Origin of the sequence: Rhodanobacter sp. C03 (genome assembly GCF_002001175.1) — a bacterium.
Taxonomy (GTDB): Bacteria; Pseudomonadota; Gammaproteobacteria; order Xanthomonadales; family Rhodanobacteraceae; genus Rhodanobacter.
Genome location: NZ_MUNT01000006.1, coordinates 562,046 through 586,042 on the forward strand (window position 1 = coordinate 562,046; position 23,997 = coordinate 586,042).

Consider the following 23,997-nt stretch of genomic DNA (forward strand, 5'->3'; position numbering starts at 1 on the left):
TGGCTTGATCACTCAAGCCACCTCATCAAGTAGTAAAAATGCGCGGCCGCCCTTTCACGGAAGGGCGGCTTTCCGCTGAAACGAATCATCCACAGCGCATGCCGTATTGAACGCTTCACCGAGGACTGCATCGCACATGTCAGCTCAACCCGGCACCATCGCGCCCTCGCTCATCCAGGAGCAGCGCAGTCGCCGCGACGCCCGCCACGAGCGGCTGTTCCGCTGGTTGCTGAAAGGCTGTGCCCTGCTGGTGCTGGCTGCCCTGCTTGGTGCCGCCGGTGCCACGCTGTGGGGTGGCCGCAGTGCCTTTGCCACGTTCGGCTGGCACTTCCTGGTCAGCACGTCATGGGATCCGGGCAATGATGTCTACGGCGCACTGGTGCCGGTGTACGGCACGATTGCCACCTCGCTGATTGCGTTGCTTATTGCGGTGCCAGTGAGCTTCGGCATCGCGCTCTATCTTTCCGAGGTGGCGCCCGCCTGGCTGCGCACACCGGTCGCTTCGGCGATCGAACTGCTGGCCGGCATCCCCTCGATCATCTACGGCATGTGGGGCCTCTTCATTTTCGCCCCGTTCTTTGCCAACCATATCAAGCCGTGGCTGACCAACAACCTCGGCGACCAGCCCGATGACGGCAAGCTGTCATGGGTAGCCCAGCATGTGCCGTTCGTCGGCAAGCTGTTCGGTAGCAGCTATCCGTTCGGCGCCAGCATCCTGGTTGCCGGTATCGTGCTGGCGATCATGATCATCCCGTTCATTTCCTCGGTGATGCGCGAAGTATTCCAGACCGTACCGACCCGGTTGAAGGAGTCGGCCTATGCGTTGGGTTCCAGCACCTGGGAAGTGTCGTGGGACATCGTGTTGCCGTATACCCGCTCGGCGGTGATCGGTGGCATCTTCCTCGGCCTCGGCCGTGCGCTCGGCGAAACGATGGCGGTGACCTTCGTGCTCGGCAATGCGATGACGCTGTCGGCCTCGCTGCTCGATCCGGGCACATCGATCGCCTCGACCATCGCGAACCAGTTCAGCGAAGCGTCCGGTCTGCAGAAATCGTCGCTGATGGCGCTGGCCTTCCTGCTGTTCGTGGTCACCTTCTTCGTGCTGCTGATCGCGCGACTGATGCTGCGCCAGCTGGCCAAAAAGGAAGGCAGCTGATGAGCACGATCTATCTGCGGAGGCGTATCACCAACTGGCTGGCGATGGGGTTGAGCATGCTGGCCACCCTGATCGGGCTCGCGTTCCTGGCCTGGATCCTGTGGGAAACCCTGCGCCAGGGCATCAGCGCGCTGAATCTGAAACTATTCACCAGGATCACCGCGAACGGCGCCGATGGTGGCCTCGCCAATGCGATGGTCGGCAGCCTGATCATCAACTTCATCGGCATCGCGATCGCCACACCGATCGGTGTGCTGGCCGGCACCTGGCTGGCCGAGTACGCCAACCGCACCAAGCTGGGCGAGACGATCCGTTTCCTCAACGACATCCTGTTGTCGGCACCGTCGATCGTGATGGGCCTGTTCGTCTACACCATCATCGTGTTGCCGAGCACGGCGCTGACCCACGGCTCGACCTCGTTCTCCGGCTTTGCCGGTGGCGTGGCGCTGGCGCTGATCGCGTTACCCGTCATCGTACGCACTACCGACGAGATGCTGCGGCTGGTGCCTTCCACATTGCGCGAAGCGGCGCTGTCGCTGGGCGTGCCTCAATGGAAGCTGACCCTGCAGATCCTGATCCGCGCGGCGCGCTCGGGCATCATCACCGGTGTGTTGCTGGCGCTGGCGCGGATCAGCGGCGAGACCGCGCCGCTGCTGTTCACCGCGTTCGGCAACAACTACATGGCGATCAATCCGATCGACAAGATGTCCAGCCTGCCGCAGATCATCTACCAGTACGCCAACGACCCGGGCGACGACCTGCACGCCATGGCGTGGGCTGGTGCCTTCGTGGTCACCATGTTCGTGTTGCTACTCAGCCTCGCTTCCCGTCTGGTCCTTTCCCGCTCCAAGGTGTCCCATGACTGATTCCGCCCTCGCCACGAATCCGGCGCAGGTGGCGGCCGCATCGGCTGTCGCGCCCAAACTCACCGTGCGCGACCTGCACTTCTACTACAACGGTTTCCATGCGCTGAAAGGCATCAACATGGACATCCCGGAGAAGAAGGTCACCGCGATCATCGGGCCTTCCGGCTGCGGCAAGTCGACCCTTCTGCGCATCTTCAACCGCATCTACGCGATCTATCCGAAGCTCGAGGCGAAGGGTGAGATCGTGCTGGATGGTGAAAACATCCTCGACCCGCGCTATTCGATGAATCGCCTGCGCGGCAAGGTCGGCATGGTGTTCCAGAAGCCGGTGCCGTTCCCGATGACGATCTTCGAGAACGTCGCCTACGGCATCCGCCATCACGAAAAGCTGTCCAAAGCCGACATGACCGGTCGCGTCGAGCAGGCACTGCGCAGCGCCGCGTTGTGGGACGAGGTGAAGGACAAGCTCAAGCAGAACGCACTCGGCCTCTCCGGCGGCCAGCAGCAGCGCCTGTGCATCGCCCGCGCGATCGCGCTGAAACCCGAAGTGCTGTTGCTGGACGAGCCCACCTCGGCGCTCGATCCGATCGCCACCGGCCGCATCGAGCAATTGGTCGAAGAACTGAAGAACGAGTTCACCATCGTCATCGTCACCCACAACATGCAGCAGGCGGCGCGCTGTTCCGATCTCACCGCGTTCATGTACATGGGCGAGCTGATCGAGTTCGACGGCACCGAGAAGATCTTCACCAAGCCGGGCAAGAAGCAGACCGAGGATTACATCACCGGCCGCTTCGGCTGATCACACAGGACATCACCATGAGCGGCAGCAGCAAAGAACACATCATCAAGAGCTACGACGACGAACTGACCCGGCTCACTGGTGAGATCGTGCGCATGGGCGAGCTGTCGGTAAGCCAGCTGGAAGCGGCGATCGACGTGGTCGAGCGGCGCGACGAGCGTGCTGCACAACGCGTGGTCGGCAACGACGACGCGATCGACCAGCTCGAGCAGGACATCAGCCACGACGTGGTGCGCCTGCTGGCGCTGCGTGCGCCGATGGCCGGCGACCTGCGCAACGTGTTTGCCGCGCTGCGCATCGCCGCCGACATCGAGCGCATCGGCGACTACGCCGCCAACGTGGCCAAGCGTTCGATCCCGCTATCGATGGTCGCACCGGTGGGTCCTGTCGGTGGCCTTGGCTACCTGGCCGAACTGGCCGCGTCCGAAGTGCGTGAAGTCTTGCTGGCCTATCGCGACCGCGATGCCGAGCGCGCCTATCAGGTATGGAAGGACGACGTGGTGCTGGACGAGGCCTATACCGGCTACTTCCGCCAGTTGCTGACCTACATGATGGAAGACCCGCGCAACATCACGCCATGCACCCACCTGCTGTTCATGGCCAAGAACATCGAACGGATCGGTGACCACGCCACCAACATCGCCGAAAACGTGTGGTTCCAGGTCACCGGCGAACCGCTGACCAAGCAGCGTAGCAAGGGCGACCTGACCTCGAATCCGGAAATGACCAAGCTGGGCGAGTAACCCCAGCGCGTACGGTGCTCCGTAGGGCGGGCACTGCCCGCCGCCTTTTGTAGTTGAATGATTTCCCACGAGAGCGGCGGGCAATGCCCGCCCTACGAAACGAAATTACGCTCCTACGAGCTGGCGGTGAACTTGAGCCCGACGATACCGACCACGATCAGTGCGACGCACAGCAGCCGCGGCAATGTCGCCGGATCACCGAACAACACGATGCCGAGCGCCACTGCGCCAACCGCACCGATACCGGTCCAGATCGCGTAAGCCGTGCCGATCGGCAGCGTCTTCACCGCCATCGCCAGCAGCACGATGCTGATGACCATCGCCGTCACCGTGCCGACCGTCGGCCACAGCCGGGTAAAGCCCTCGGTGTACTTGAGGCCGATCGCCCAGACCACTTCGAACAGACCAGCCAGCAGCAGATAGATCCACGCCATGTCGACGCTCCTCTGTTTGTGGCAGGGCCGTCCCCGCGATGGAAGATGCGAGGGGTCGTCCCCGCGCCAGCGCGAACCGCCGTTACGGCAGCTCGTCGGTTTCGCGACGGCGCTTGATGCCACGCACCATGCCGTAGCTGCCGATCAGCAACCACGCCACCTGCATGATGAAAGCCGCCAGGTTGAAATTACCGAAGCAGAGCGACAGCATCACCCCGATCGCGCCGAGGATATTCATCAGCTGATAGATCAGGCCGTTGCCTTGCAGCTTGCGTTCCTGCAGCAGGAAAAACGCCAGCAGTACCAGCGCCACGCCGATATAGCCGGCCCAGTCATACCAGAACAGGTTCATCGCTTCGCACTCCGCTGACGCAAGGCCTCGAACAGCACCACGCCGGTGGCGACCGAGACGTTGAGGCTCTCCATCGTTCCCGGCATCGGGATCTTCGCCACGAAATCGCACAGTTCGCGGGTCAGCCGGCGGATGCCCTCGCCTTCGCCGCCCAGCACGAGTGCCACTGGGCCCTTGAAGTCCACGCCATAGATCGAGGTGTCGGTATCACCGGCCAGGCCAGTGATCCACACGCCAGCGTCTTTCAGCTCACGCAGCGTGCGAGCCAGATTAGTCACCGCGATCAGCGGCACCCGATCGGCGCCGCCCGCAGAGGCGCGACGCACGACAGGCGTCAGACCTACAGCGCGATCCTTCGGCACGATCACCGCGGTGACTTTCGCCGCCGCCGCGCTGCGCAGGCAGGCGCCGAGATTGTGCGGATCGGTGACGCCATCGAGCACCAGCACCAGCGTGTCGCTGCCGTCGCGCTCCAGCAGGCCGGCCAAATCGTTTTCATGCGCCTGCGGTGGTGCTTCGTAAAGCGCTGCCACGCCCTGATGACGCGCCTCACCGGCAAGCTTGTCAAGCTGCTCGCGCGGACGATGATTCACCGTGATCTTCAGCGCCTTTGCGCGCTCGGCCAGCTCCAGCACCCGCGCATTGCGCTGGCCCTGCTCGACCACCAGCTCGCGCACGCGCTCGGCGTCGTTGCTCAGTGCACCTTCGACGGGATTGATGCCGACGATCCAGCTCTCACTCATGGCTTGCCTTTCGGTTTCGGTTTGCGTCCGCTGCGCTTCTTGCCGCCGCTCGCGGGTGTCGATGTCGGTGCCGCCTTCGCCGCTGAGCCTTGACCCTGTCGCTTGCCACGATTCGGCTGGCCATGCGCCGACTTGGCAGGTGCCGACGCGTGACGCGGGCGATTACCGCCATCGTCATGCCGTGCGGAAGTACGCGAACGCGGCGGCGGATTATCGCTCAGTACGGGCGTCTCCGGCACCGCGGCATCACGCCGACCGAACGCGCGACCGATCGCCTTGGCCGCCCGCCCGAACATGCCGGGCGCCTTGTCCGGTGCTGCAGCCTTCTTCGGCAATGAATAACGCTCGCCACTGGCCGCATAGTCGTAAGCCTTGCCAGTAGCTGCCGGCGGCGTAGCCGATGCGCGCGGCGACACCAGCCGGAAGTCGATCTTGCGATCCTCCAGACTGGCACGCAGCACTTGGATGCGCACGTGGTCACCCAGGCGGAACTGCGCGCCGGTGCGTTCGCCCTTCAGCAGCTTGCGGGTCGCATCGAAGTGGTAGTAATCGTTGGCGAGCTGGCTGATATGCACCAGGCCGGACACCTTCGATTCGTCCAGTTCCACGAACAGGCCGAACGAAGTGACGCCGGTCACCACGCCCTCGAACTCGCTGCCGATGTGCTTCTCCATCCACGCGCACTTGAAGCGCTCGTCCACATCGCGCTCGGCCTCTTCGGCACGGCGCTCGCGCTGCGAACAGTGGATTGCCATTGCCGACATCTCGGCAGGACTGTAGGTGTAGTCGGCCGGCTTGCCGTTGGTCAATGCGTAACGGATCGCGCGATGCACCAGCAGATCCGGATAACGACGGATCGGCGAGGTGAAATGCGCGTACGCCTGCAACGCCAGGCCGAAGTGGCCGCGGTTGTCCGGCTGATAGGCCGCCATGCTCTGCGAGCGCAGCAGCACGTTCTGGATCAGCTCGCGCTCGGGGCGATCGTGCACCATGCGCAGGATCTCGGAGAAGTCGCCCGGCGTGACTTTCTCCACCGACGGCATGCTTAACTTGAACTCGCGCAGGAACTGCTGCAGGTCCTCGTACTTCTCCGCCGGCGGCGGCTCATGCGCACGGAACAGCGCGGGAATCTTCTTCTTCTCCAGGAACAGCGCCGCCTGCACGTTGGCGGCGATCATGCATTCCTCGATCAGCTTGTGCGCGTCGTTGCGCTCGGTGGCACCCATCGACTCCACGCTGCCGGTCTGGTCGAGGCGAAACTTCACTTCCGGCGTCTCGAAGTCGATCGCGCCACGGCGCTTGCGCTGCTGCGCCATCGCCTTGTACAGCGCGTGCAGGTTTTCCAGCTGCGGCAGTACATCGGCCACTTCATGCCGCACATCGGCATCATTGAGGCCAACCACCTGCCACACCTTGTCGTAGGTGAGCCGCGCATGCGACAGCATCACGGCGTCGTAGAACTTCGACTTGGTCACGTTGCCTTCGGCATCGACCACCATGTCGCACACCATGCACATCCGCTCGACTTTCGGCATCAGCGAGCAGATGCCGTTGGACAGCGTCTCCGGCAACATCGGCACCACGAAACCCGGGAAATAGGTCGAGGTGCTGCGCTCGTAGGCTTCGCGATCCAGCGCGTTGCCAACTTGTACATAGTGCGAAACGTCGGCAATCGCCACGATCAACCGCCAGCCGCCACCGCGTTTCGGCTCGGCATACACGGCATCATCGAAATCGCGCGCGTCGGCGCCATCGATCGTCACCAGCGGCAGCATGCGAATATCGGTGCGACCTTCGCGCTCTGCGGCGGTCACCACGGACTCCACCTGCGCCGCATCGCGCAGCACTTCCGGTGGCCACTCGTGCGGCAGGTCGTGGCTGGCAATCGCCATCTCCACTACCAACGACGGTTGCAGGCGTTCGCCCAGCACTGCACGGATCTCGCCCATCGGGCCACGATGCGGCGTCGGCGGATCGGTGATCTCGACCACGACGATCTGGCCGGAGCTGGCACCCTGCTCCTGTCCCGGCTTGATCATCACGTCCTGGTTCAGGCGGCGATCGTCCGGCGCCACCAGGGTCACACCGTTCTCAATCACCACCCGGCCAACCAGCCGCGAGGAACGTCGCTCCAGCACTTCGGCAATCGCGCCCTGCTTGCGACCACGCCGGTCGATGCCGACTACGCTGGCCAGCACGCGATCACCATGCATCACCGCACGCATCTGCTGCGGCGACAGATACAGATCGTCGCCACCTTCGTCCGGACGCAGGAAGCCGTAACCTTCAGCATTGGCCAGCACCCGACCGGCAATCAGGTCGAGTTTCTGTGTCGGCGCGTAGCCGCCGCGCCGGCCCAGCAGGAGCTGGCCGTCGCGTACCATCGCACCGAGCCGCTTGCGCAGCGCATCGAGATCGTCTTCTTCGTGAATTTCCAGCGCCTCGGCAATGCGTGCCTCGGTCAGCAGTTCACCGCGCTGTTCAAGCAGGGCGAGGATCGCCTCGCGGCTAGGGATCGGGCGCGCATAACGCTGCGCCTCGCGATCGGCATGGGGGTCGCGCACGGCGCCTGCGGCAGCCTTGTTGCGTCGTGGTCCGGTGGAAGCGCCGGCGCGCGTTTTCTGGCCAGCGGGTTTCGCAGGACCGTTGCCTGCAGATGAGTCCGTGCCTTTGCCGGACCGCGGGGGAGTTTTTCTGGTCACTAATTATCCTTGTGGTATGCGCGGCGCGGAGAATGACACGACGCGATGATTGGGTGTGAAAGATCCGAATGTGAAAAAGAGTTGACAAGCCACCGGCAGATGCCTAAATTACGCGGCTCACGCAGCTCGCAGAGCGGTGTGACACCCTGCCCGGGTGGCGGAATTGGTAGACGCACTAGCTTCAGGTGCTAGCGGGGGCAACTCCGTGGAGGTTCGAGTCCTCTCCCGGGCACCAATTGTAAACGAAGGCCGCCTCTCAAGGCGGCTTTCGTCTTTTCAGGGTTCAGTAAAGTCGGGAAGCCCAGCGCTCACGACCTTGAAAGCATCACGCCGCAGGCGGCCCCTTCAGCTCGATCATGTTGCCCTGCGGGTCGTACAGGTAGATCGACGGGCCCTCGCCCTGCGCGCCGTAGCGCGAACCCAGCTCGCCGATGCGCACATCATGCGCCTTCAGATACGCAAGGATGGCCGCCTCGTCGTAATCCTCCACGCGCAGGCATAAATGGTCCATGTTGTGGCCTTCGCCACTTGGCGCAGCACCGCCGTGACGACCGAGCTTGCCGCCGATGCTGACCAGGTCGATCAGCGAACTGCCGGCACGCAGCTGCACCAGGCCAATCTCGTCCTGCCGGCGCTCCTCGCGGCAACCCAGTACGTCGCAATAGAAGCGCTGCATGACATCCGTATCGATGGCGCGCAGCACCACATGGTCGATTTCAGCGATGCGGATCATGGTCGACATTCTCGGATCCGGGATGTCAAAGCATAGCGCGGGTGAATGGCCATTGTAGGAGCGGCTTCAGCCGCGATGCTCTTGCAGCATGGTGTGAAGCGTCGCGACTGAAGTCGCTCCTACGCAAGATAAACAGCCCTGTGCACCCCAACACTCCCTCCACACACCTGTATAATCCCCACGGTAAACGCTTGGTGGGAGAAGCGGATGGCCCTTGCCGGGGCACAGCCGCTGCCGAAGACGCAACGCCCGTAATCGCTCAGGCCCCACACCATCACGCGTAAACACTCTGGAGAGAGCGGCTGCCTTCATCGGCGCAAGCCGCCGCCGAAGGGGCACGAGGCTTTCGCCTCCAAACTCTCAGGCAAAAGGACAGAGGGGCGCCCCACGTGCGGCACGCACGTCCGGCCTTTATCGGCCGGCCCTTATCGGCCTTTCCCGGACGCCCGTCATGAGCCAGAGCAACAAGCCTTCCCTGCGCGACCTCGAGCACCACCACGCTTTCATCGAACGCCATATCGGTCCCAACGATGCCGAGATCGCGCAGATGTTGCGCGTCATCGGCCACGATTCGCTGGAATCGATGACCGACGCGATCGTGCCAGGCAAGATCAAGTCGTCGGCGCCGTTGGCGCTGCCCAAGGCGATCACCGAGGTCGAGGCGCTGGCCAAGATCCGCACCATCGCGGACAAGAACCAGGTGCTGAAGAGCTTCATCGGTCAGGGCTATTACGGTACCCACACGCCGAACGTCATTCTGCGCAACATTCTGGAGAACCCGGCCTGGTACACGGCGTATACGCCGTATCAGGCCGAGATCTCGCAGGGCCGCATGGAAGCGCTGATCAATTTCCAGACGATGTGCGCCGATCTCACCGGCATGGAGATCGCCAACGCCTCGCTGCTGGACGAAGCGACCGCCGCCGCCGAGGCGATGACGCTGGCCAAGCGTTCGTGCAAGTCCAAGAGCAATACGTTCTTCGTGTCGAACGGCGTGCACCCGCAGACGCTGGAAGTGATACGCACCCGCGCCGAACCGCTGGGCATCGAACTGGTGATCGGCAACGACGCCGATGCGCTGAACCTCGATGCCTTCGGTGTGATGCTGCAGTACCCGAACACCTTCGGCACCGTCAACGATTACCAGGCCATCGCTGCTGCCGTGCATGCGCGCGGCGGACTGGTCGCCGTCGCCACCGACCTGCTTGCGCTGACCCTGATCGCCGCGCCGGGGGAATGGGGTGCGGACATCGTGGTCGGCAACTCACAGCGCTTCGGCGTGCCGTTCGGCAACGGTGGCCCGCACGCGGCGTTCATGGCCTGCCGCGACGCGTACAAGCGTTCGATGCCGGGTCGCCTGATCGGCGTCTCGGTGGATGCCGAGGGCAAGCACGCTTACCGCCTCACCCTGCAGACCCGCGAGCAGCACATCCGCCGCGAGAAGGCCACTTCCAACATCTGCACCGCACAGGTATTGCTGGCGGTGATGGCCAGCATGTATGCCGTCTACCACGGTCCGGAAGGCCTCACCCGCATTGCGCGTCGCACGCATCGCCTCGCTTCGATTCTGGCTGCCTCGCTGCGCCAAGCCGGCCACACCGTGAGTCCGGATTTCTTCGACACGCTGCATGTGCTGAACGTCGACGCCGACGCACTGACCACCAAGGCCGAGGCCGCCGGCATCAACCTGCGCCAGATCCATGGCGAGAGCGTCGGCATCAGCCTTGACGAGACCACCACGCGCGCTGACGTGATCGCCCTCGCCGCCTTGTTCAGCGCTTGCATCGATGACATCGACGAACTGGATGCTGCCACGCCGGACGCACTGCCGGCCGCGCTCGTACGCAAGAGCGTGTTCCTGCAGCATCCGGTATTCAACACGCATCACAGCGAGCACGAACTGCTGCGCTACATGCGCGCGCTGGCCGACAAGGATCTGGCGATGGATCGCACGATGATCCCGCTGGGCAGCTGCACCATGAAGCTCAACGCTACCGCCGAGATGATCCCGGTAACCTGGCCCGAGTTCGGCAACATCCACCCGCTGGCACCGGTGTCGCAGACGCAGGGTTACAAGGAGCTGATCGACGGCCTGGAAGCGATGCTGGTCGAGTGCACCGGCTACGACGCAGTGAGCCTGCAGCCGAACTCCGGCGCGCAGGGCGAATACGCCGGCCTGCTGGCGATCCGCGCATATCACCGCTCGCGCAATGAAGATCACCGCGATATCTGCCTGATCCCCGAATCCGCCCACGGCACCAACCCGGCCTCCGCGCAGATGTGCGGCATGACGGTGGTGGTGACCAAGTGCGATGCCAACGGCAACGTCGATGTGGAAGACATCCGCCGCGCCGCCGAGAAGTACAGCGACCGCCTCGCCGCGCTGATGATCACCTACCCGTCTACGCACGGCGTGTTCGAGGAAGACATCGTCGCGATCTGCGAGATCGTGCACGCGCATGGCGGCCAGGTCTACACCGACGGCGCCAACATGAATGCGCTGGTCGGCGTGGCCAAGCCCGGCAAGTGGGGCTCGGACGTGTCGCATCTGAACCTGCACAAGACCTTCTGCATTCCGCACGGCGGCGGCGGCCCGGGCGTCGGGCCGTGCGCGGTGAAGTCGCATCTCGCGCCGTTCCTGCCGCGGACCTTGGGCGGTGAAGGCACCGTCGGCATGGTCAGCGCCGCCAGTTATGGTTCGGCCTCGATCCTGCCGATCAGCTGGATGTACGTCACCCTGATGGGCCAGCAAGGCCTGCGCAAGGCCACCCAGGTCGCCCTGCTCAACGCCAACTACATCGCCAAGCGGCTGGCACCGCACTACCCCACCCTGTACACCGGCCGTAATGGCCTGGTCGCGCACGAGTGCATCCTCGACCTGCGCCCGCTCAAGGACGCCACCGGCATCGGCGCCGAAGACGTGGCCAAGCGCCTGATCGACTTCGGCTTCCACGCGCCGACCTTGAGCTTCCCGGTCGCTGGCACGCTGATGGTCGAGCCGACCGAGAGCGAATCGCAGCACGAACTGGATCGCTTTATCGACGCGATGATCCAGATCCGCGACGAGATCCGCGCCATCGAGGAAGGCAAGCTCGACCGCGAGGACAACCCGCTGAAGAACGCCCCGCACACCGCCACCATGGTCAGCGGCAGCGAGTGGACCCACGCCTACCCGCGTGAACTGGCCGCCTTCCCGCTGCCCAGCCTGAAGCTGCAGAAGTACTGGTCGCCGGTGGCGCGTGTCGACAACGTCTACGGCGACAAGAACATCATGTGTGCGTGCATCCCGGTGGATGCGTACAAGGAAGAGGCCGAGGCGTAAGTTAGATTCGTCGCGATCCGGTTGTAAAGAGAAGCCCCGCCATGCGGGGCTTCTCTTTACAAGGCGATGCACCATGCGCACGTGTAGGAGCGACTTCAGTCGCGATGCTGTTGCTGTTTGCTACCGACAGCCCAACGCGCGTCGCGGCTGAAGCCGCTCCTACAATAGAGAAGAGTGCTCAGCCACCCGCAACGATACGGTTCCGTCCCTGCTGCTTGGCCTGATACAGCCGCTTGTCGGCGGTCTCGATAAACGGCAACACCTCATCGCCGTGAACAGGAATCGTGGTGGCTACACCCAGGCTGACGGTCAGCATCGACCCGGTACCAGAACGCTCGTGCGGGATCTGCGCTTTCGCAATCATGGCGCAGCAACGCTCCGCCACTTTCAGGGCAGCACTTTCGTCCGTTTCGGGCAGAACCAGCACGAACTCCTCGCCGCCGAAGCGCGCGACGAAATCGCGTGCCCGCGTAGCTGCAGAGTCCAGCGTGCTGGCGATCAGCTTGAGGCATTGGTCACCCTGCAGGTGGCCGTAGTGGTCGTTGTACTGCTTGAAATAATCGATATCGAGCATGACCAGCGACAGCGGCTGCTTGTTGCGCCGCGCGTTGTTCCACTCCAGCGCGATGATCGCGTCGAAGCGACGCCGGTTGGCCACGCCGGTCAGGCCATCCTTGTACGACAGCTCTTCCAGTTCGCTCTGCATGTCGATAAGCCGCTGTTCGGTCCGTTTGCGTTCGCTGATGTCGAACATGAAGCCGATCAGCGAATTCACCGTGCCGTCGTCGTTGCGCACCACGTGCACCACGTCGCGGATCCACACATAGTCGCCATTGCTGCACAGCGCGCGATAGTCCGCTTCGTGATCGACACCCGCCATCGATTGCGCGACGCAGAAATCCACCGCCCATGCGCGGTCTTCCGGGTGCATACGCTCGGCCCAGTCCTGCACACTGATCCAACTGGATGGCTCCCAGCCGAGCAGGCTTTCGATCTGCGGCCCGATATAAGCAAACGCCATGGTGGCCCAGTCGATTTTCCAGGGAATCGCCCTGGTCGACTCCAGCAGGGTCTTGTAGACCGCGCTGTCGGACTCGATCCTGTTTTCGATATCAAGCATCGCTTCCTATCCCGTTCTTCGTTGGGAACATGGCCACGGATGCTGGCCAGCACGCGGTCTGGTCATCGCCTCCGTGACGGCATGACGTCACTTCCGGCCCTTTCAGGGCAAGCGGAAAGCGTCGCCCCGCACATCGAGCGAAGCTCCGGCAGGCCCGACGTCATGCGACTGGGGCCTGCCAGCACCCGCTAGCGTGCCGTCCGAACACTTCCCGCTTTCTGCGGGTCGGGTAGACGTATGCAATGGTTATGCCCATCCGATCGGTCACCCCACGGCAGGCCTCCAGCACGAAGCGCCGACCAGCGGAGCTCGGTTGGACTCGGGCAGCTGATGGAATCAGCTGGGCCGTGGCGCTATTTGCCGGGGCTTGCCGGCGCATGAACCGGCTGCAGCGCACCCACGCTCACGTGTCCCGACCAACCCTCGAACACGATCGCGGCCTCCTTGTCGATCGCATTGACCACCGTCTGCATCGGCGGACATTGCATGGGATCGGGCGTCAGGTCCGCAGGGGTCACCAGCCCTTCCATGCAGTAATTGCTCATGCCGGCGTTCAGGTGGGCGAGTTGGGCCATGCCCTGTGCATAGCGTTTCTCGGCCCGTACCGCCGCGGTGGCATCGGCATAGGTCGGGCGCATGCTGGTCAGCAAGGATTCGGCGGCCTGCCGTTCGGCTGCCGTAGCACTGGCGTAGGCCGACTGGTAAGCCGATTTGAAATCCGACTGCGGCCGTTCCGCCGCCAGTGTCAGCCACGCCAGTGCCAACGGGCGGTTCACCGGCTGATGATCACCATTCAGCGCCATGATGCCGAGCACATATTGGGCCGGCTTGCTGCTCCAACTGGCCGCTTCCGTGAAGAATTTCTGCGCGTAGGCGTAATGTTGCTCGCCATAGCTTTCCGTCGCCAGGCAATAAAAATAATCGGCAGGCAGGAAACGTTCCTCGCCGATCACACACTTCGCGGACGCCAGGTCGGCATCGCTCGGCGGCGTAGCCGCACTCTTGACTGTCGAGGCTCCATCGGTTGCCGCAGCAGCCATCAAAGGCACCCCGAAAAAACCCGCCAGCAGCGCAGGCAGCAGCAGCGACCGCGCAGTTTTCCAGAATAAGCCGTGCATGCGTATTTCCTTGAAGGATTCGATGGATTAATTCATCCAGCCTCCATAGTAACGCTGACACGCCAGCCAGGATGACAGCTTCTACGATCACGCAAGCCGGGTACGGCGCATCAGCTATCGTCGTAGATACGCCGAAGCGCATGGTGTTTGTGCACCATGCGCTTCGGCGATGGGTTTACAGCTTGGTCCAGAGCGTGCCACCTGCATAATCGCTGCTTAGCGTGGTATTGAGCTGAGTCAGGATGGTGGCGTTGGTCGTGACCAAGCCGAGTTCCCGGTTCTCCGTCAAAGAGGCCGAGGAGAAGTTTTCCGAACCCACGAAAGCCTTTGCCGTCGAGGTACCGTAGTCGGCCACGATCACCTTGGCGTGGACGTAAAAGCCTGTGGCGGTATCCGGGTAGGTGCTGATTTTCACACCGGCTTTTGTAAGAGCCTCGAATTCGCTTGCGTAATCGTTGTCGTCGTTGGTCATGCAGACCGTCACCTTGACGCCACGCTTGGCCGCATTCTCCAACGCGGTAACGATGGTGCTGTAGCTCATTTCCTCGTTCTCGATCAGCAGGCTGTCCTGCGCCCCATTGATCAGGTTGACCAGATCGGTCTTGGAAACTGTCGGGCTCCACACCAGGTCGTCGCCGACGGGTGGCGTGATCGTCTGAGCCTTGAAGTCGGCATTGAACGTGCTTTCGATCGCGGCGACATCACCGGGATCGTTCTCGATCACCGCGAAGTCGCGGGTAGTGCTGTAGTAGCGGCTGGTCAGGTTGAGGGTCATCACCGCACTGGTGGTGTCGTCGATGGTGATGGTCTTCTGATGCGTGGCGGCATACTTGGTCCATGCCCAGACCACATTCACGCCACAGCTTTTCAGCTGATTGTAGGCCGCCGTGTTGTTGCTCTTTTCGAGGTTCTGATCGAGGATCACGCGCACATTGATGCCGCTCTCGGCGGCCGTGCAGAGCAGGCCCGAAGCCTGCGTATCGACCAGCTCGTACATGGTCATGTCGATGCTGGACTTGGCCGACTGGATCAGGTTGTAGATGGGCGTCAGGCCCTGGTCTGGTTCGACGACCAGCGTCTGAGTAACGGCAGAGGTGGCCTGAGTGCCTTCATCGGCGAAAGTCTGTGCAGAAACACCAGCACATCCGGCGCAAAATACAGAAGCGAAAAGTGCTGCCTTGACGGCAACGGATAACCCGCAACGATCTTTCATGTTTAAGTCCTTTTGATATGGATAACAGTTGAGACGCTAGTCCATGCGATTCGTGGTCACCGCCCTCCATGGGCGGATGCCGGCTGTCCAACCGATCCAGTGCTCCCCTGCAGCAGGCGCGTAACGCCACAGCCGTGCGCGATTGGAGCTTGGCTATGTGACGCTGCTCTTTCCGTTAATCGGTGCATGTTCCTGCGTTCAGAATTCGTACATGCTGCAAACGTAGTTTGGTAATCACTGGTGCTAGCGTTTGCGCATGATCCCGCGCTACTTGCTGATCGCTATCTTGTTGATGCCGCTGCCGGCAGCCGCCGACAACGCGCCAGCCGTCCCCACCGGCTTGCAACGCGACGTGGTGTTTACTGACTACTCGCCGCTATCACGCAGCGCCGAACTGGTACGTCGGCTACTGAGCCCACTGAATGCGTTGCACGTGAACCAGGTGTCAGCGCAACCGGGGCACGCCATGCGCGAGCAATCGCTCGACCTCACGCATGAAAAGTTCGCCGTCTATGTGCCTACCGTTGCACCGCCGCGCGGTTATGCCCTGCTGGTGTTCGTACCGCCATGGCCAGAGGCTAGCGTGCCGTCGACGTGGGTTTCGACGCTGGATCGCCACGGCATGATTTTCGTCAGCGCAGCGAATTCCGGCAACGATGCCGACGTGCTCGACCGCCGTGTGCCGCTGGCGTTGCTGGCGGCGCAGAACATCATCCAGCGCTACCCGATCGACCCGCAGCGCATCTATATCGGCGGCTTCTCCGGCGGTTCGCGGGTGGCCGAACGCATCGCGCTGGGCTATCCCGATCTGTTCCATGGCGCCCTGCTGCTGGCCGGCAGCGATCCGATCGGCAACGCACAACTCGCGCTGCCCTCGGCAGCGCTGTTCCGGCAGTTCCAGGACGCCACGCGGCTGGTCTATCTCACCGGCCAGAACGATCAAATCCATCTCGACATGGACACTCGCAGCCAGCAGTCAATGCGCGAATGGTGTGTCTTCCACGTGGATACCGTGTCGGCGCCCTGGTCCGGGCATGAAGTGGTCGCCGCCGGGCCGCTGAATCACGCGCTGGATTTGCTGGACAAACCCGTGCCATCCGATTCAGCCAAGCTCGCCGATTGCCGCGCACGCATCGAGCTCACACTGACCGCGCAACTGCAGCAAGCGCAAGACCTGCTGGCCAACGACAAGTCCGATGCTGCACGCACGCTGCTGGACAAGATCGACGCGCGTTACGGCGGCCTGGCAGCGCCGCGCAGTATCGACCTGGCGGAAAAAATCGACGCACCGCACTGACTGCAAGCCGTAATGCAACCGCTGCTGTCACGCATTTGTCGCGCCTCTCGTCTAGCTTCGGCCAGACTCACCGACGAGACGATGCCGATGTCATCCAATGCCGCCGCCATAGCGACTTCGAGCCGAAGCTCAGGCCGCCTGTTCGCGATCATCTTCGGACTGATCCTGCTGATCGGCGGTAGCTATGCCGCCGTGCACCTCATGCAGGATCTGGCCGTCGTCAAATCCGGCAACGCGGCGCCCTATATCCTGCTCGGCGTGGCCTTGCTGATCGCGCTCGGCTTCGAGTTCGTCAACGGCTTCCACGACACCGCCAATGCGGTGGCCACGGTGATCTATACGCACTCAATGCCGCCTAACCTGGCGGTGATCTGGTCAGGCGCGTTCAACTTCCTCGGCGTGCTGACCTCGTCCGGCGCGGTCGCCTTCACCATCGTGGCGCTGCTGCCGGTGGAGCTGATCCTGCAGGTGGGCAGCCAGGCCGGTTTCGCGATGGTGTTCGCGCTGCTGATCGCTGCGATCCTGTGGAACCTTGGCACCTGGTATTTCGGGCTGCCGAATTCGTCCTCGCATACCCTGATCGGCTCGATCATCGGCGTGGGGCTGGCGAACCAGCTGATGTCCACCGCCAGCGGCACCAGCGGCGTGAACTGGGATGCCGCTATGGGCGTGTTCAAGGGCCTGGTCTTTTCGCCGATCGCCGGCTTCCTGCTGGCCGGCCTGCTGATGGTGATACTGAAGGCGGTGGTGAAGATCCCTGCCCTGTATCGCGCACCGGAGGGTAACAAGCCGCCGCCGTGGCCGATCCGTGCGCTGTTGGTGCTGACCTGCACCGGCGTGAGCTTCAGCCACGGCTCGAACGACGGCCAGAAAGGCATGGGCCTGATCATGCTGATCCTGATCGGCACCGTGCCGACCGCGTACGCATTGAATGGCGCGGTGACCGGCAGCCAGGTGAAGACCTTCCACCAGGTCTCCGCCGATGCGCAGCAGGTACTCGCCAGCCTCGGCAACGGCGTAAGCGTCACCGTCGACCCGCGCAAGACCGTCACCGCCGCCGTGCAGCAGCAGGCCTTCCTGCCCGGCACCGCGCCGGCGCTGTCCGCTCTGATGGCGTCGATCGACAAGCAACTGGGTGATCGCACTTCGCTCAAAGCCGTGCCGCAGGATCAGATGGGCAACGTCCGCAACGATATCTACCTGGCCGATGCCGCGATCCCGCTGGTGCTGAAGCAGCCCGGCCTCACAGCGCAGCAGACCGCCACGCTCACCTCATGGCGCGGCCTCGGCACGCAGGCGACGCAGTTCATTCCACCGTGGGTGAAGGTGGCCGTGGCACTGGCCCTCGGCCTGGGCACGATGGTCGGCTGGAAGCGTATCGTGGTCACCGTCGGCGAACGCATCGGCAAGGAACACCTGACCTACGCGCAGGGCGCCTCCGCCGAACTGGTGGCGATGGTGCTGATCCAGGCCGCCGACATGTATCACCTGCCCGTCAGCACCACCCATGTGCTCACTTCCGGCGTCGCCGGCACCATGGCCGCGAACGGCTCCGGCCTGCAAGGGAGCACCGTGCGCAGCCTGCTGATGGCGTGGGTGCTGACCTTGCCCGCCTCGATCCTGCTGGCGGGCTCGTTGTTCGTGGTGTTCCGGCACATCTTCTGAAGAAAGGCTGTCGAAGAAACCGCGCGCTTACTCTTCCGGCGCCGGCTTCATCTTCTCCAGCACGTCTTCCAGATCGGTGATCGCCGTTTCCAACGCCTCATGCAGCTGCCCCTGGCGATCCATCAGGTCGGCAATTTTGTCGGCCAGCTTCAGCTTCGACAACTGACCATCGAACAACAACCACTCCGCCGTCAGCGTTTCCACGTTGTTCTTGGAGTAGTGCCGCATCTCCTTGAGCTGCGCCACCGTATCGCCGATATGGTCGGCGGGAGTCTTGGCATGTTCATCGGACATGGGTGGTTCCTCTTGCGAAGTGTGGCTATTCGCTCAAACCGTAGCGTCAAGGGCGCGAAGCCGAGGTCAATGTCGAAATTGACTCGCGCGAATTGAAGCCCGCGCGACGGTGGATGGGCTGTTGTGACAACCCGACAACGCTCGGCCTATAACATCGATTCCACGAGGCAGTGATGAAGAACAGCCGAGTCAATGCAAATCCTCGACGATTGAATATCCACTTCTAGTCGTAATCGGTGTACTTGCGTGCATCGCCACGCACTTTCTCAGCTGGGTACTTCGCCCGATTCAGCGCAATTTTTTCGCGGACCGCCGAGGACAAATCGATATCAAGCCGGTCCGCAAGGCCGATAAGATAGATGAACACATCCGCTGCCTCGTGGCGGACATGATTGAGTTTCGCAACACCTAGTTCACTTTTCTCGCCAGTGGCAAGCCACTGGAATGGCTCAAGCAACTCAGCCGCCTCGACGCTTAGCGACACAGCAAGATTCTTCGGAGTGTGAAACTTTTCCCAGTCGCGCTCGCGAACGAATTCACGCACCAGATCCCGGAGCTCGGCAAGAATATCTACAGCATGTTCGTTCATGCTTGAATGACTCCACTGTTACGTCAGCTACAGAATTTTGCGATTAAAAGCGAAACGGTATCAGCGACTCAGATCAAAGTAAGTACCAAGATCGCAATGATCCGCGGCTGGTCGTCATCATCGAGATCAATGGTGATCGGTTGATAACGCGCATCCGTGCTGTCCGGCCTTAATACGACCGACTCATAGACAATACCGCTATCATCATCACGCTTGCGGGCGTCGTATATTTTCAAGGTATAGCGACCGCTCTCGTCCGGGTCGCCAAGTTCGCGTCGTTCGGCAAGTACCACCTTGCCTTGCCTGCTACCCCTCACGTCCGTGGTGAACAGCGCCCATGTACCGTTGGGCACTTTCCGGTTCATCGACTCTCCGAAGACCTGCGCGATAAATTGTCCTGGCTGTGGACGAATATGGTCCGGCAGGGTCACCCATTCCACCGCATCTTCTTCCAATGACTGCGCATCGCTGAAATCGCCTGCGGCGATCTTGAGGTCGAGCAACGGCACCGCATTTTCCCAGGGGCGAACATCACGTCCTCGCAGAATCTGAAACGGGCGAACGTCCAGCACAGGAGCCTTGCGAGTTTGCTCCGGCATGGGTTCGTTAACCGATGGTTTCGGTGCTAGCCCAAGATTTTCGATGCGGCTACGAACAAACTTTTCTGTCTCCTGATCCTCGAAGTAGACGTAACAACCTTTCATGCCACGAGATAACAAGACACGATAAGTGTTCTTGACTAGAGCCAAAAAGCCTTCGGCACGGCGCTTTACTTCTCCGTCCTGCGATAAAGTGCGATCACCGACCCAGTCGCTGATCGCCGGATCGTATCGAAGGTCCCGGCCCCAGATAACGCCGACGTAATCGAACTCGAACCCTTGCGCCGTATAGATGCAGCCAACCTGCTCGATGCCTGCCGGATCGTGTGCCCAGAAATCAGATTTGGGTATGCCGGCAGGCAACCCCTTCATATCAGCCCTTGCATTCCAGGGACGCTCGAAGCTGCCAATCTTGACGTCCCTCTCCAGTTGGCCATCAGCTGCGAGAACTGTTGACCAAGGCCAACAATAGCCGGCGACCAAGCGAGCCGAATGACCCTCGACAGCTTTACCGCGGATCAATGTATCCAAGATCTCGGGACTGTCGACAATCAGTATCTCGAAAGTTTCCTGGGCCTGGTCGAAGATCGGATGAGCTGTCTTGCGTACACCCAGGGTGTTGTCAACCCATCCCACGAATGCATCGGATCCCGAGCAGCGAAACTGAGCTTCGAGCCGACTCTCGTGTAGTACACATCCTTGGCGGTCCGCAAACTCCCGAATCAGTGTCGAGGTGCCGATCTCGTTGGGTCGAACCACTTGCTGGTCGTCCACCAGGAACACTGTGACCTTGGCCGATTCAATCAGCTCCTGCATCTGCGGTCGCTCGGACTTGTCCGCCTTCTTGGTGAATCGATGATTGCTGGTGGAGCGTATACGATGTGCTTCATCGCAGATCAGTACATCAATGTCGTTATGCGATGCATGTACGAAATTGTTGAAGAATCTGAATTGCTGCCCTGCCCGAGTTCCGACAATCTTCTGCAGAGTTTTGGTAAACGCTTTCGAACCAGTGGCGTGCTGGGCATTGAGTCCCTGGCCCGACAATTCCGCAAGCAGGTTAAGCGCTAGTACCGATTTACCCGTGCCTGGGCCTCCATGTACAAGAAAGACGTGCTTACGATGATCCTGCACAGCGGATTCGACCGCCGAGCGCACTTGACTGAATACGACCTGCTGTTCATCCAGCAACACAAAGGCAGGTTCCTGCTTGATCACCTGCCCCACATGCGCCAGCAACTTCTTGGCCGGACGATAACGGCTGTTGACGATGCGGCCGAGCGTCTCCTCACCTCCGCCCACACCCAGATGTTCCGCCAAATGCTTTGCCAAGCGCGTCGTGTCGCCACCAGTGAACACAGGAACGAGTCGGCGAACTGCATCCGAACGCTCATCAAAGAGTGGATCGGCACCCTCTGGATGATAATTGTGAAGATAGGCACAAGCGTCAAGCGAGATCCTGTTCTCACCCTGAAAAGCTTCGTGCATATCCGCCAAGTAACGTCGGTACTGATTCGCCTGCACTGACGGATGCAACACGTCACGGTGACTGCCGCCTACCCAAGTACGTAGCAAGTCATCTGCACTACCCAGCTCCGACTGACTCCATTGCTTCAGTTCGACGATCACGCCACGTTGACGATTTTCGTGGCTGCCAGTGATTAAGGCATCGAGTCGACGGGAAGTCAGCGGCAACTGAAACTCGAGCAACACACCGCTATGCCCCAGTTGCCCGATTTCGATGACACTGGCCAGTGACTTCAGAGAGTTTTGCCAGGACTGGAATTCGCCCGGTGAAGGCCTGTATCTGAAATGTTCTAAGAACGCATCCGATAGGCGTAAGGCTATCGCATTGTGTGTAGCGGCTTGTACGAAATCCCCTGCCATTCCTGCGTACAGCTGCATACTCGCTCCTAACATAAACGGCGCAAGCGTTGCTTGCGGTACTCGCGCACTTTCCAGTGCCAAGAAGCATACGACAGTACCGGAATTCGTCGCTCCTTTTTTGATGCCACGCCGAACCTCTGCGCAGAAAACTAAAAACCCCCGTGACGCGGGGCTCCTCTGCTCAACCATTACCTCACGCTCGTGCTCAAGCGAACGGGTCAACCGACACAATCGTGTCATCACAATCCTCACCCGTAGCTACCAACGCCAAACGGAAGCCGGAGAGCTCTTCCACCGCGCGCAGATAGATAAGGGCCGCGGCCGGCAACCGGTTCCAGCCGCGGATACCAGCAGCGGATTCCTACCAGCCGGAGAATCCCACGTGGACCGGCTCGCACTCGTCCCAGCCATCGGCATTGAGTGGGGCCAATTCGCGGCGCTTGCCGAGGTATTCGTAGGAACTAAAATCAACGGCCGGCGTTAATTTCATTTCAGGCTACAACTGAGTGATGAAACACTTAGGTCGCCTGCAGGTCTACCTCTTCCACAACGAGCGTTGCCGTTCAATACACAGCATCGTGATCACCCACATTGATCGGCACGATCTGCAGATCGCGAATCACCAGCTCCAGCGTGATCCGATACGACAGATTGATCGACACCGAATGCAGCCCGCTCAACTTGCCAGACAGTGCATGCAGTCGCAGCGACGGATGTTGCGGATTGGCCTGCAAGAGCAGCAGCGTTTTGCGGTACTGCTCACCTACCTGCGGATGGCGTTTGAGGAAGCGCGCCGCGCGCCGGTTGTACTGGTCGGTGTAGACCAGCGTATAGCTCACGACAGCTCGGCCAAGCGCTTCATGTGCGCATCGACCGACTCCTGCACGAAGCGGCCGGCGACGATATCTGCCTGGCTTTCGGCCAACGCGGCGGTCAGCTCGCACTCGCGCAGGTAGTGGTAGTGCTCGATGTCCATCACCACGAAGCGATCCTTGCCGCGCACCGACACCATCGCCTCGGGCGCGTCGGCCAACGCCTCGGCGATGGCAGAGACGCCCTGGGTCTTCAATTCGTTGGCGCTGATCGAACTCATGATGGGCTCCTGACAGGGTTTGGCGTGCTACATAGCATACTATGAATCGTATGATTAAGCGCATTGTTAACCGTGCTTCGAGTCGAACAGGCACTAAACCCGGATCGCCTCGGCGCTGGTCGCCCACGCTGTTCCCAAATTGGCTACAAATGAAGCATAATTTGCTACATGAAGTCAGTAGCCCATTACCTGCTTGGACAAACGCGCTCGGCAGTATTGAGCGCCCTGTTGTTGCATCCGGAAGTTTCGCTGCACGTACGCGAGCTCGCGCGCCTCACCGGAACGCATGCCGGCTCGCTGCATCGCGAACTGCGCGCGCTGGCAGAACTCGGCTTGCTAGTCCGACAGGAAATCGGCCGGCAAGTCCACTACCGCGCAAATACAGAGAGTCCCATCTTTGCTGAGTTGACTGGTCTGTTGCGCAAGACGGCTGGTGTAGCCGACATCCTTCGCGATGCGCTGCTGCCGCTCGCCGATCAGATCAGTGGAGCGTTCGTCTATGGTTCGATGGCGTCAGGTGATATCCATGCGCACAGCGACGTGGATGTGATGCTGGTTGGCACGCTGGGTTTTGCTGATGCGGTGCTGGCGTTGCAATCAGCACAGGAAACTTTGCGTCGGGAAGTAAATCCGACGGTGCTCAGCGCTGAGGAGTTTCAACAACGTCGTGCACAGAAGGACAGCTTTGTTGGAAGGGTATGGAAGGAACCGAAACTTTGGCTGATAGGAGAACCCGATGAGTTTGGAGAACCTGGTCAAGACACATCAGATCAAGCCGCACGCCACACATCCTGACGAAGTGCAGCGGCTGCTGGCCGCGGCAACACGCAATCTTGCTGATGCGCGCGCTGGGATCATCAGCGATGAAACCCGCTTCGATGCGGCGTACAAGGCAATCATGCAATGCGCCTTGGTCGGGCTGATGGCCAATGACTATCGTCCATCCACCAGTGTGCCGGGTCACCATCAGACGGTGATCCAGACGTTGTCGCTGACGCTGGGCGTGCCGCGCGAAAGCTGGATTGTGATGGATGCGCTGCGCAAGAAGCGCAACGTCAATGACTATTCGGGCGATCTGATCGAGCCGGAGTCCGTGCGTGAATGTATTGCGCGGGCGGAAGCGTTGTTCGAGCACGTTCGACAGTGGTTGTCGGCGAATCGGCCGGATCTGCTGATTGGTTCTCAATGAAAAAGCCCCGCGATGCGGGGCTTTTTCATGGCGACGGCTAGAGCAGTTGCGATTCCCGCCTTCGCGGGAATGACGGCTTG

General features: G+C 61.4%; 22 protein-coding genes, 1 tRNA gene and 1 riboswitch. Of the genes, 10 read left to right on the forward strand and 13 right to left on the reverse strand.

Translation table 11 applies throughout. The features are described from left to right. The first annotated feature begins 136 nt into the window (after positions 1 to 136). From pstC to phoU, 4 genes are read left to right on the forward strand one after another with little or no spacing between them, the layout of a single operon-like run. Positions 137 to 1,156 (forward strand): phosphate ABC transporter permease subunit PstC, encoded by a 1,020-nt coding sequence (gene pstC / locus B0E48_RS10755; RefSeq protein WP_077518091.1) that lies wholly within the window; start codon positions 137 to 139, stop codon positions 1,154 to 1,156. Continuing rightward, positions 1,156 to 2,022: a phosphate ABC transporter permease PstA gene (gene pstA / locus B0E48_RS10760; RefSeq protein WP_077518092.1), complete on the forward strand. Its 867-nt coding sequence runs from the start codon at positions 1,156 to 1,158 to the stop codon at positions 2,020 to 2,022. The genes pstC and pstA overlap by 1 nt, the downstream gene beginning before the upstream one ends. Next, positions 2,015 to 2,824 carry a phosphate ABC transporter ATP-binding protein PstB gene (pstB, locus tag B0E48_RS10765; protein WP_077518093.1) on the forward strand — a complete coding sequence of 270 codons (810 nt, stop codon included), beginning with the start codon at positions 2,015 to 2,017 and terminating at the stop codon, positions 2,822 to 2,824. The genes pstA and pstB overlap by 8 nt, the downstream gene beginning before the upstream one ends. Before the next feature lie 17 nt (positions 2,825 to 2,841). Next, positions 2,842 to 3,567 carry a phosphate signaling complex protein PhoU gene (gene phoU, locus B0E48_RS10770; RefSeq protein ID WP_077518094.1) on the forward strand — a complete coding sequence of 242 codons (726 nt, stop codon included), beginning with the start codon at positions 2,842 to 2,844 and terminating at the stop codon, positions 3,565 to 3,567. Between the two features lie 113 nt (positions 3,568 to 3,680). Here phoU and sugE read toward each other — a convergent pair whose 3' ends face one another. The 4 genes from sugE to rnr form a co-directional block, all read right to left on the reverse strand. Further along, positions 3,681 to 4,001, reverse strand: coding sequence for a quaternary ammonium compound efflux SMR transporter SugE (gene sugE / locus B0E48_RS10775; RefSeq protein WP_077518095.1), 321 nt, complete (start codon positions 3,999 to 4,001; stop codon positions 3,681 to 3,683). Positions 4,002 to 4,083: 82 nt separating this feature from the next. Further along, positions 4,084 to 4,353, reverse strand: a complete 270-nt coding sequence (locus B0E48_RS10780; RefSeq protein ID WP_077518096.1) for a hypothetical protein — start codon at positions 4,351 to 4,353, stop codon at positions 4,084 to 4,086. Next, on the reverse strand, positions 4,350 to 5,096 hold the full coding sequence (gene rlmB, locus B0E48_RS10785; RefSeq protein WP_077518097.1) for a 23S rRNA (guanosine(2251)-2'-O)-methyltransferase RlmB: 747 nt from the start codon (positions 5,094 to 5,096) through the stop codon (positions 4,350 to 4,352). The genes B0E48_RS10780 and rlmB overlap by 4 nt, the downstream gene beginning before the upstream one ends. Then, positions 5,093 to 7,660, reverse strand: a complete 2,568-nt coding sequence (gene rnr, locus B0E48_RS10790) for a ribonuclease R (RefSeq protein ID WP_139350245.1) — start codon at positions 7,658 to 7,660, stop codon at positions 5,093 to 5,095. The genes rlmB and rnr overlap by 4 nt, the downstream gene beginning before the upstream one ends. Positions 7,661 to 7,946: 286 nt before the next feature. Between rnr and B0E48_RS10795 the strand changes: the two genes are divergently transcribed. Beyond that, positions 7,947 to 8,033, forward strand: a tRNA-Leu gene (locus B0E48_RS10795). 90 nt (positions 8,034 to 8,123) lie between these two features. On the opposite strand, the gene B0E48_RS10800 is transcribed toward B0E48_RS10795, so the two are convergent. After that, positions 8,124 to 8,531, reverse strand: coding sequence for a VOC family protein (locus B0E48_RS10800; protein ID WP_077518410.1), 408 nt, complete (start codon positions 8,529 to 8,531; stop codon positions 8,124 to 8,126). A gap of 279 nt (positions 8,532 to 8,810) precedes the next feature. Then, positions 8,811 to 8,917: riboswitch (glycine riboswitch) on the forward strand. A 65-nt stretch (positions 8,918 to 8,982) separates the two neighbouring features. On the opposite strand from B0E48_RS10800, the gene gcvP reads away from it, so the two are divergent. Beyond that, positions 8,983 to 11,853: an aminomethyl-transferring glycine dehydrogenase gene (gene gcvP / locus B0E48_RS10805; protein WP_077518099.1), complete on the forward strand. Its 2,871-nt coding sequence runs from the start codon at positions 8,983 to 8,985 to the stop codon at positions 11,851 to 11,853. Positions 11,854 to 12,031: 178 nt separating this feature from the next. On the opposite strand, the gene B0E48_RS10810 is transcribed toward gcvP, so the two are convergent. The 3 genes from B0E48_RS10810 to B0E48_RS10820 all read right to left on the reverse strand — a co-directional run bounded on the left by B0E48_RS10810 (position 12,032) and on the right by B0E48_RS10820 (position 15,304). Continuing rightward, positions 12,032 to 12,973 (reverse strand): sensor domain-containing diguanylate cyclase, encoded by a 942-nt coding sequence (locus B0E48_RS10810; RefSeq protein WP_077518100.1) that lies wholly within the window; start codon positions 12,971 to 12,973, stop codon positions 12,032 to 12,034. Between the two features lie 353 nt (positions 12,974 to 13,326). Continuing rightward, entirely contained in the window at positions 13,327 to 14,091 is a 765-nt protein-coding gene (locus tag B0E48_RS10815) for a hypothetical protein (RefSeq protein WP_077518101.1), read from the reverse strand. Between the two features lie 175 nt (positions 14,092 to 14,266). After that, the gene (locus B0E48_RS10820) at positions 14,267 to 15,304 is read right to left on the reverse strand and encodes a phospholipase D-like domain-containing protein (protein ID WP_077518102.1); all 1,038 of its coding nucleotides are present in this window, start codon (positions 15,302 to 15,304) and stop codon (positions 14,267 to 14,269) included. 271 nt (positions 15,305 to 15,575) lie between these two features. Here B0E48_RS10820 and B0E48_RS10825 point away from each other — a divergent pair, with 271 nt between their 5' ends. Together B0E48_RS10825 and B0E48_RS10830 are read left to right on the forward strand one after the other, a co-directional pair. Continuing rightward, the gene (locus B0E48_RS10825) at positions 15,576 to 16,601 is read left to right on the forward strand and encodes a hypothetical protein (RefSeq protein ID WP_217317962.1); all 1,026 of its coding nucleotides are present in this window, start codon (positions 15,576 to 15,578) and stop codon (positions 16,599 to 16,601) included. Between the two features lie 87 nt (positions 16,602 to 16,688). Further along, complete coding sequence (locus B0E48_RS10830; RefSeq protein WP_139350246.1) at positions 16,689 to 18,266, forward strand: inorganic phosphate transporter; 1,578 nt, start codon at positions 16,689 to 16,691, stop codon at positions 18,264 to 18,266. A gap of 27 nt (positions 18,267 to 18,293) precedes the next feature. Here B0E48_RS10830 and B0E48_RS10835 read toward each other — a convergent pair whose 3' ends face one another. The 5 genes from B0E48_RS10835 to B0E48_RS10855 all read right to left on the reverse strand — a co-directional run bounded on the left by B0E48_RS10835 (position 18,294) and on the right by B0E48_RS10855 (position 22,728). After that, positions 18,294 to 18,560 carry a hypothetical protein gene (locus tag B0E48_RS10835; RefSeq protein WP_077518105.1) on the reverse strand — a complete coding sequence of 89 codons (267 nt, stop codon included), beginning with the start codon at positions 18,558 to 18,560 and terminating at the stop codon, positions 18,294 to 18,296. Positions 18,561 to 18,783: 223 nt separating this feature from the next. Next, positions 18,784 to 19,149: a nucleotide pyrophosphohydrolase gene (locus tag B0E48_RS10840; protein ID WP_077518106.1), complete on the reverse strand. Its 366-nt coding sequence runs from the start codon at positions 19,147 to 19,149 to the stop codon at positions 18,784 to 18,786. A gap of 68 nt (positions 19,150 to 19,217) precedes the next feature. Further along, the gene (locus tag B0E48_RS10845; protein WP_077518107.1) at positions 19,218 to 21,653 is read right to left on the reverse strand and encodes a DNA/RNA helicase domain-containing protein; all 2,436 of its coding nucleotides are present in this window, start codon (positions 21,651 to 21,653) and stop codon (positions 19,218 to 19,220) included. A 545-nt stretch (positions 21,654 to 22,198) separates the two neighbouring features. Further along, the gene (locus B0E48_RS10850) at positions 22,199 to 22,474 is read right to left on the reverse strand and encodes a plasmid stabilization protein (RefSeq protein ID WP_077518108.1); all 276 of its coding nucleotides are present in this window, start codon (positions 22,472 to 22,474) and stop codon (positions 22,199 to 22,201) included. Next, the gene (locus tag B0E48_RS10855; RefSeq protein ID WP_077518109.1) at positions 22,471 to 22,728 is read right to left on the reverse strand and encodes a prevent-host-death protein; all 258 of its coding nucleotides are present in this window, start codon (positions 22,726 to 22,728) and stop codon (positions 22,471 to 22,473) included. The genes B0E48_RS10850 and B0E48_RS10855 overlap by 4 nt, the downstream gene beginning before the upstream one ends. Positions 22,729 to 22,896: 168 nt before the next feature. Here B0E48_RS10855 and B0E48_RS10860 point away from each other — a divergent pair, with 168 nt between their 5' ends. Further along, complete coding sequence (locus tag B0E48_RS10860) at positions 22,897 to 23,523, forward strand: hypothetical protein (protein WP_077518110.1); 627 nt, start codon at positions 22,897 to 22,899, stop codon at positions 23,521 to 23,523. 4 nt (positions 23,524 to 23,527) lie between these two features. Continuing rightward, the gene (locus tag B0E48_RS10865) at positions 23,528 to 23,917 is read left to right on the forward strand and encodes a DNA-binding protein (RefSeq protein WP_254423935.1); all 390 of its coding nucleotides are present in this window, start codon (positions 23,528 to 23,530) and stop codon (positions 23,915 to 23,917) included. Positions 23,918 to 23,997 lie beyond the last annotated feature (80 nt).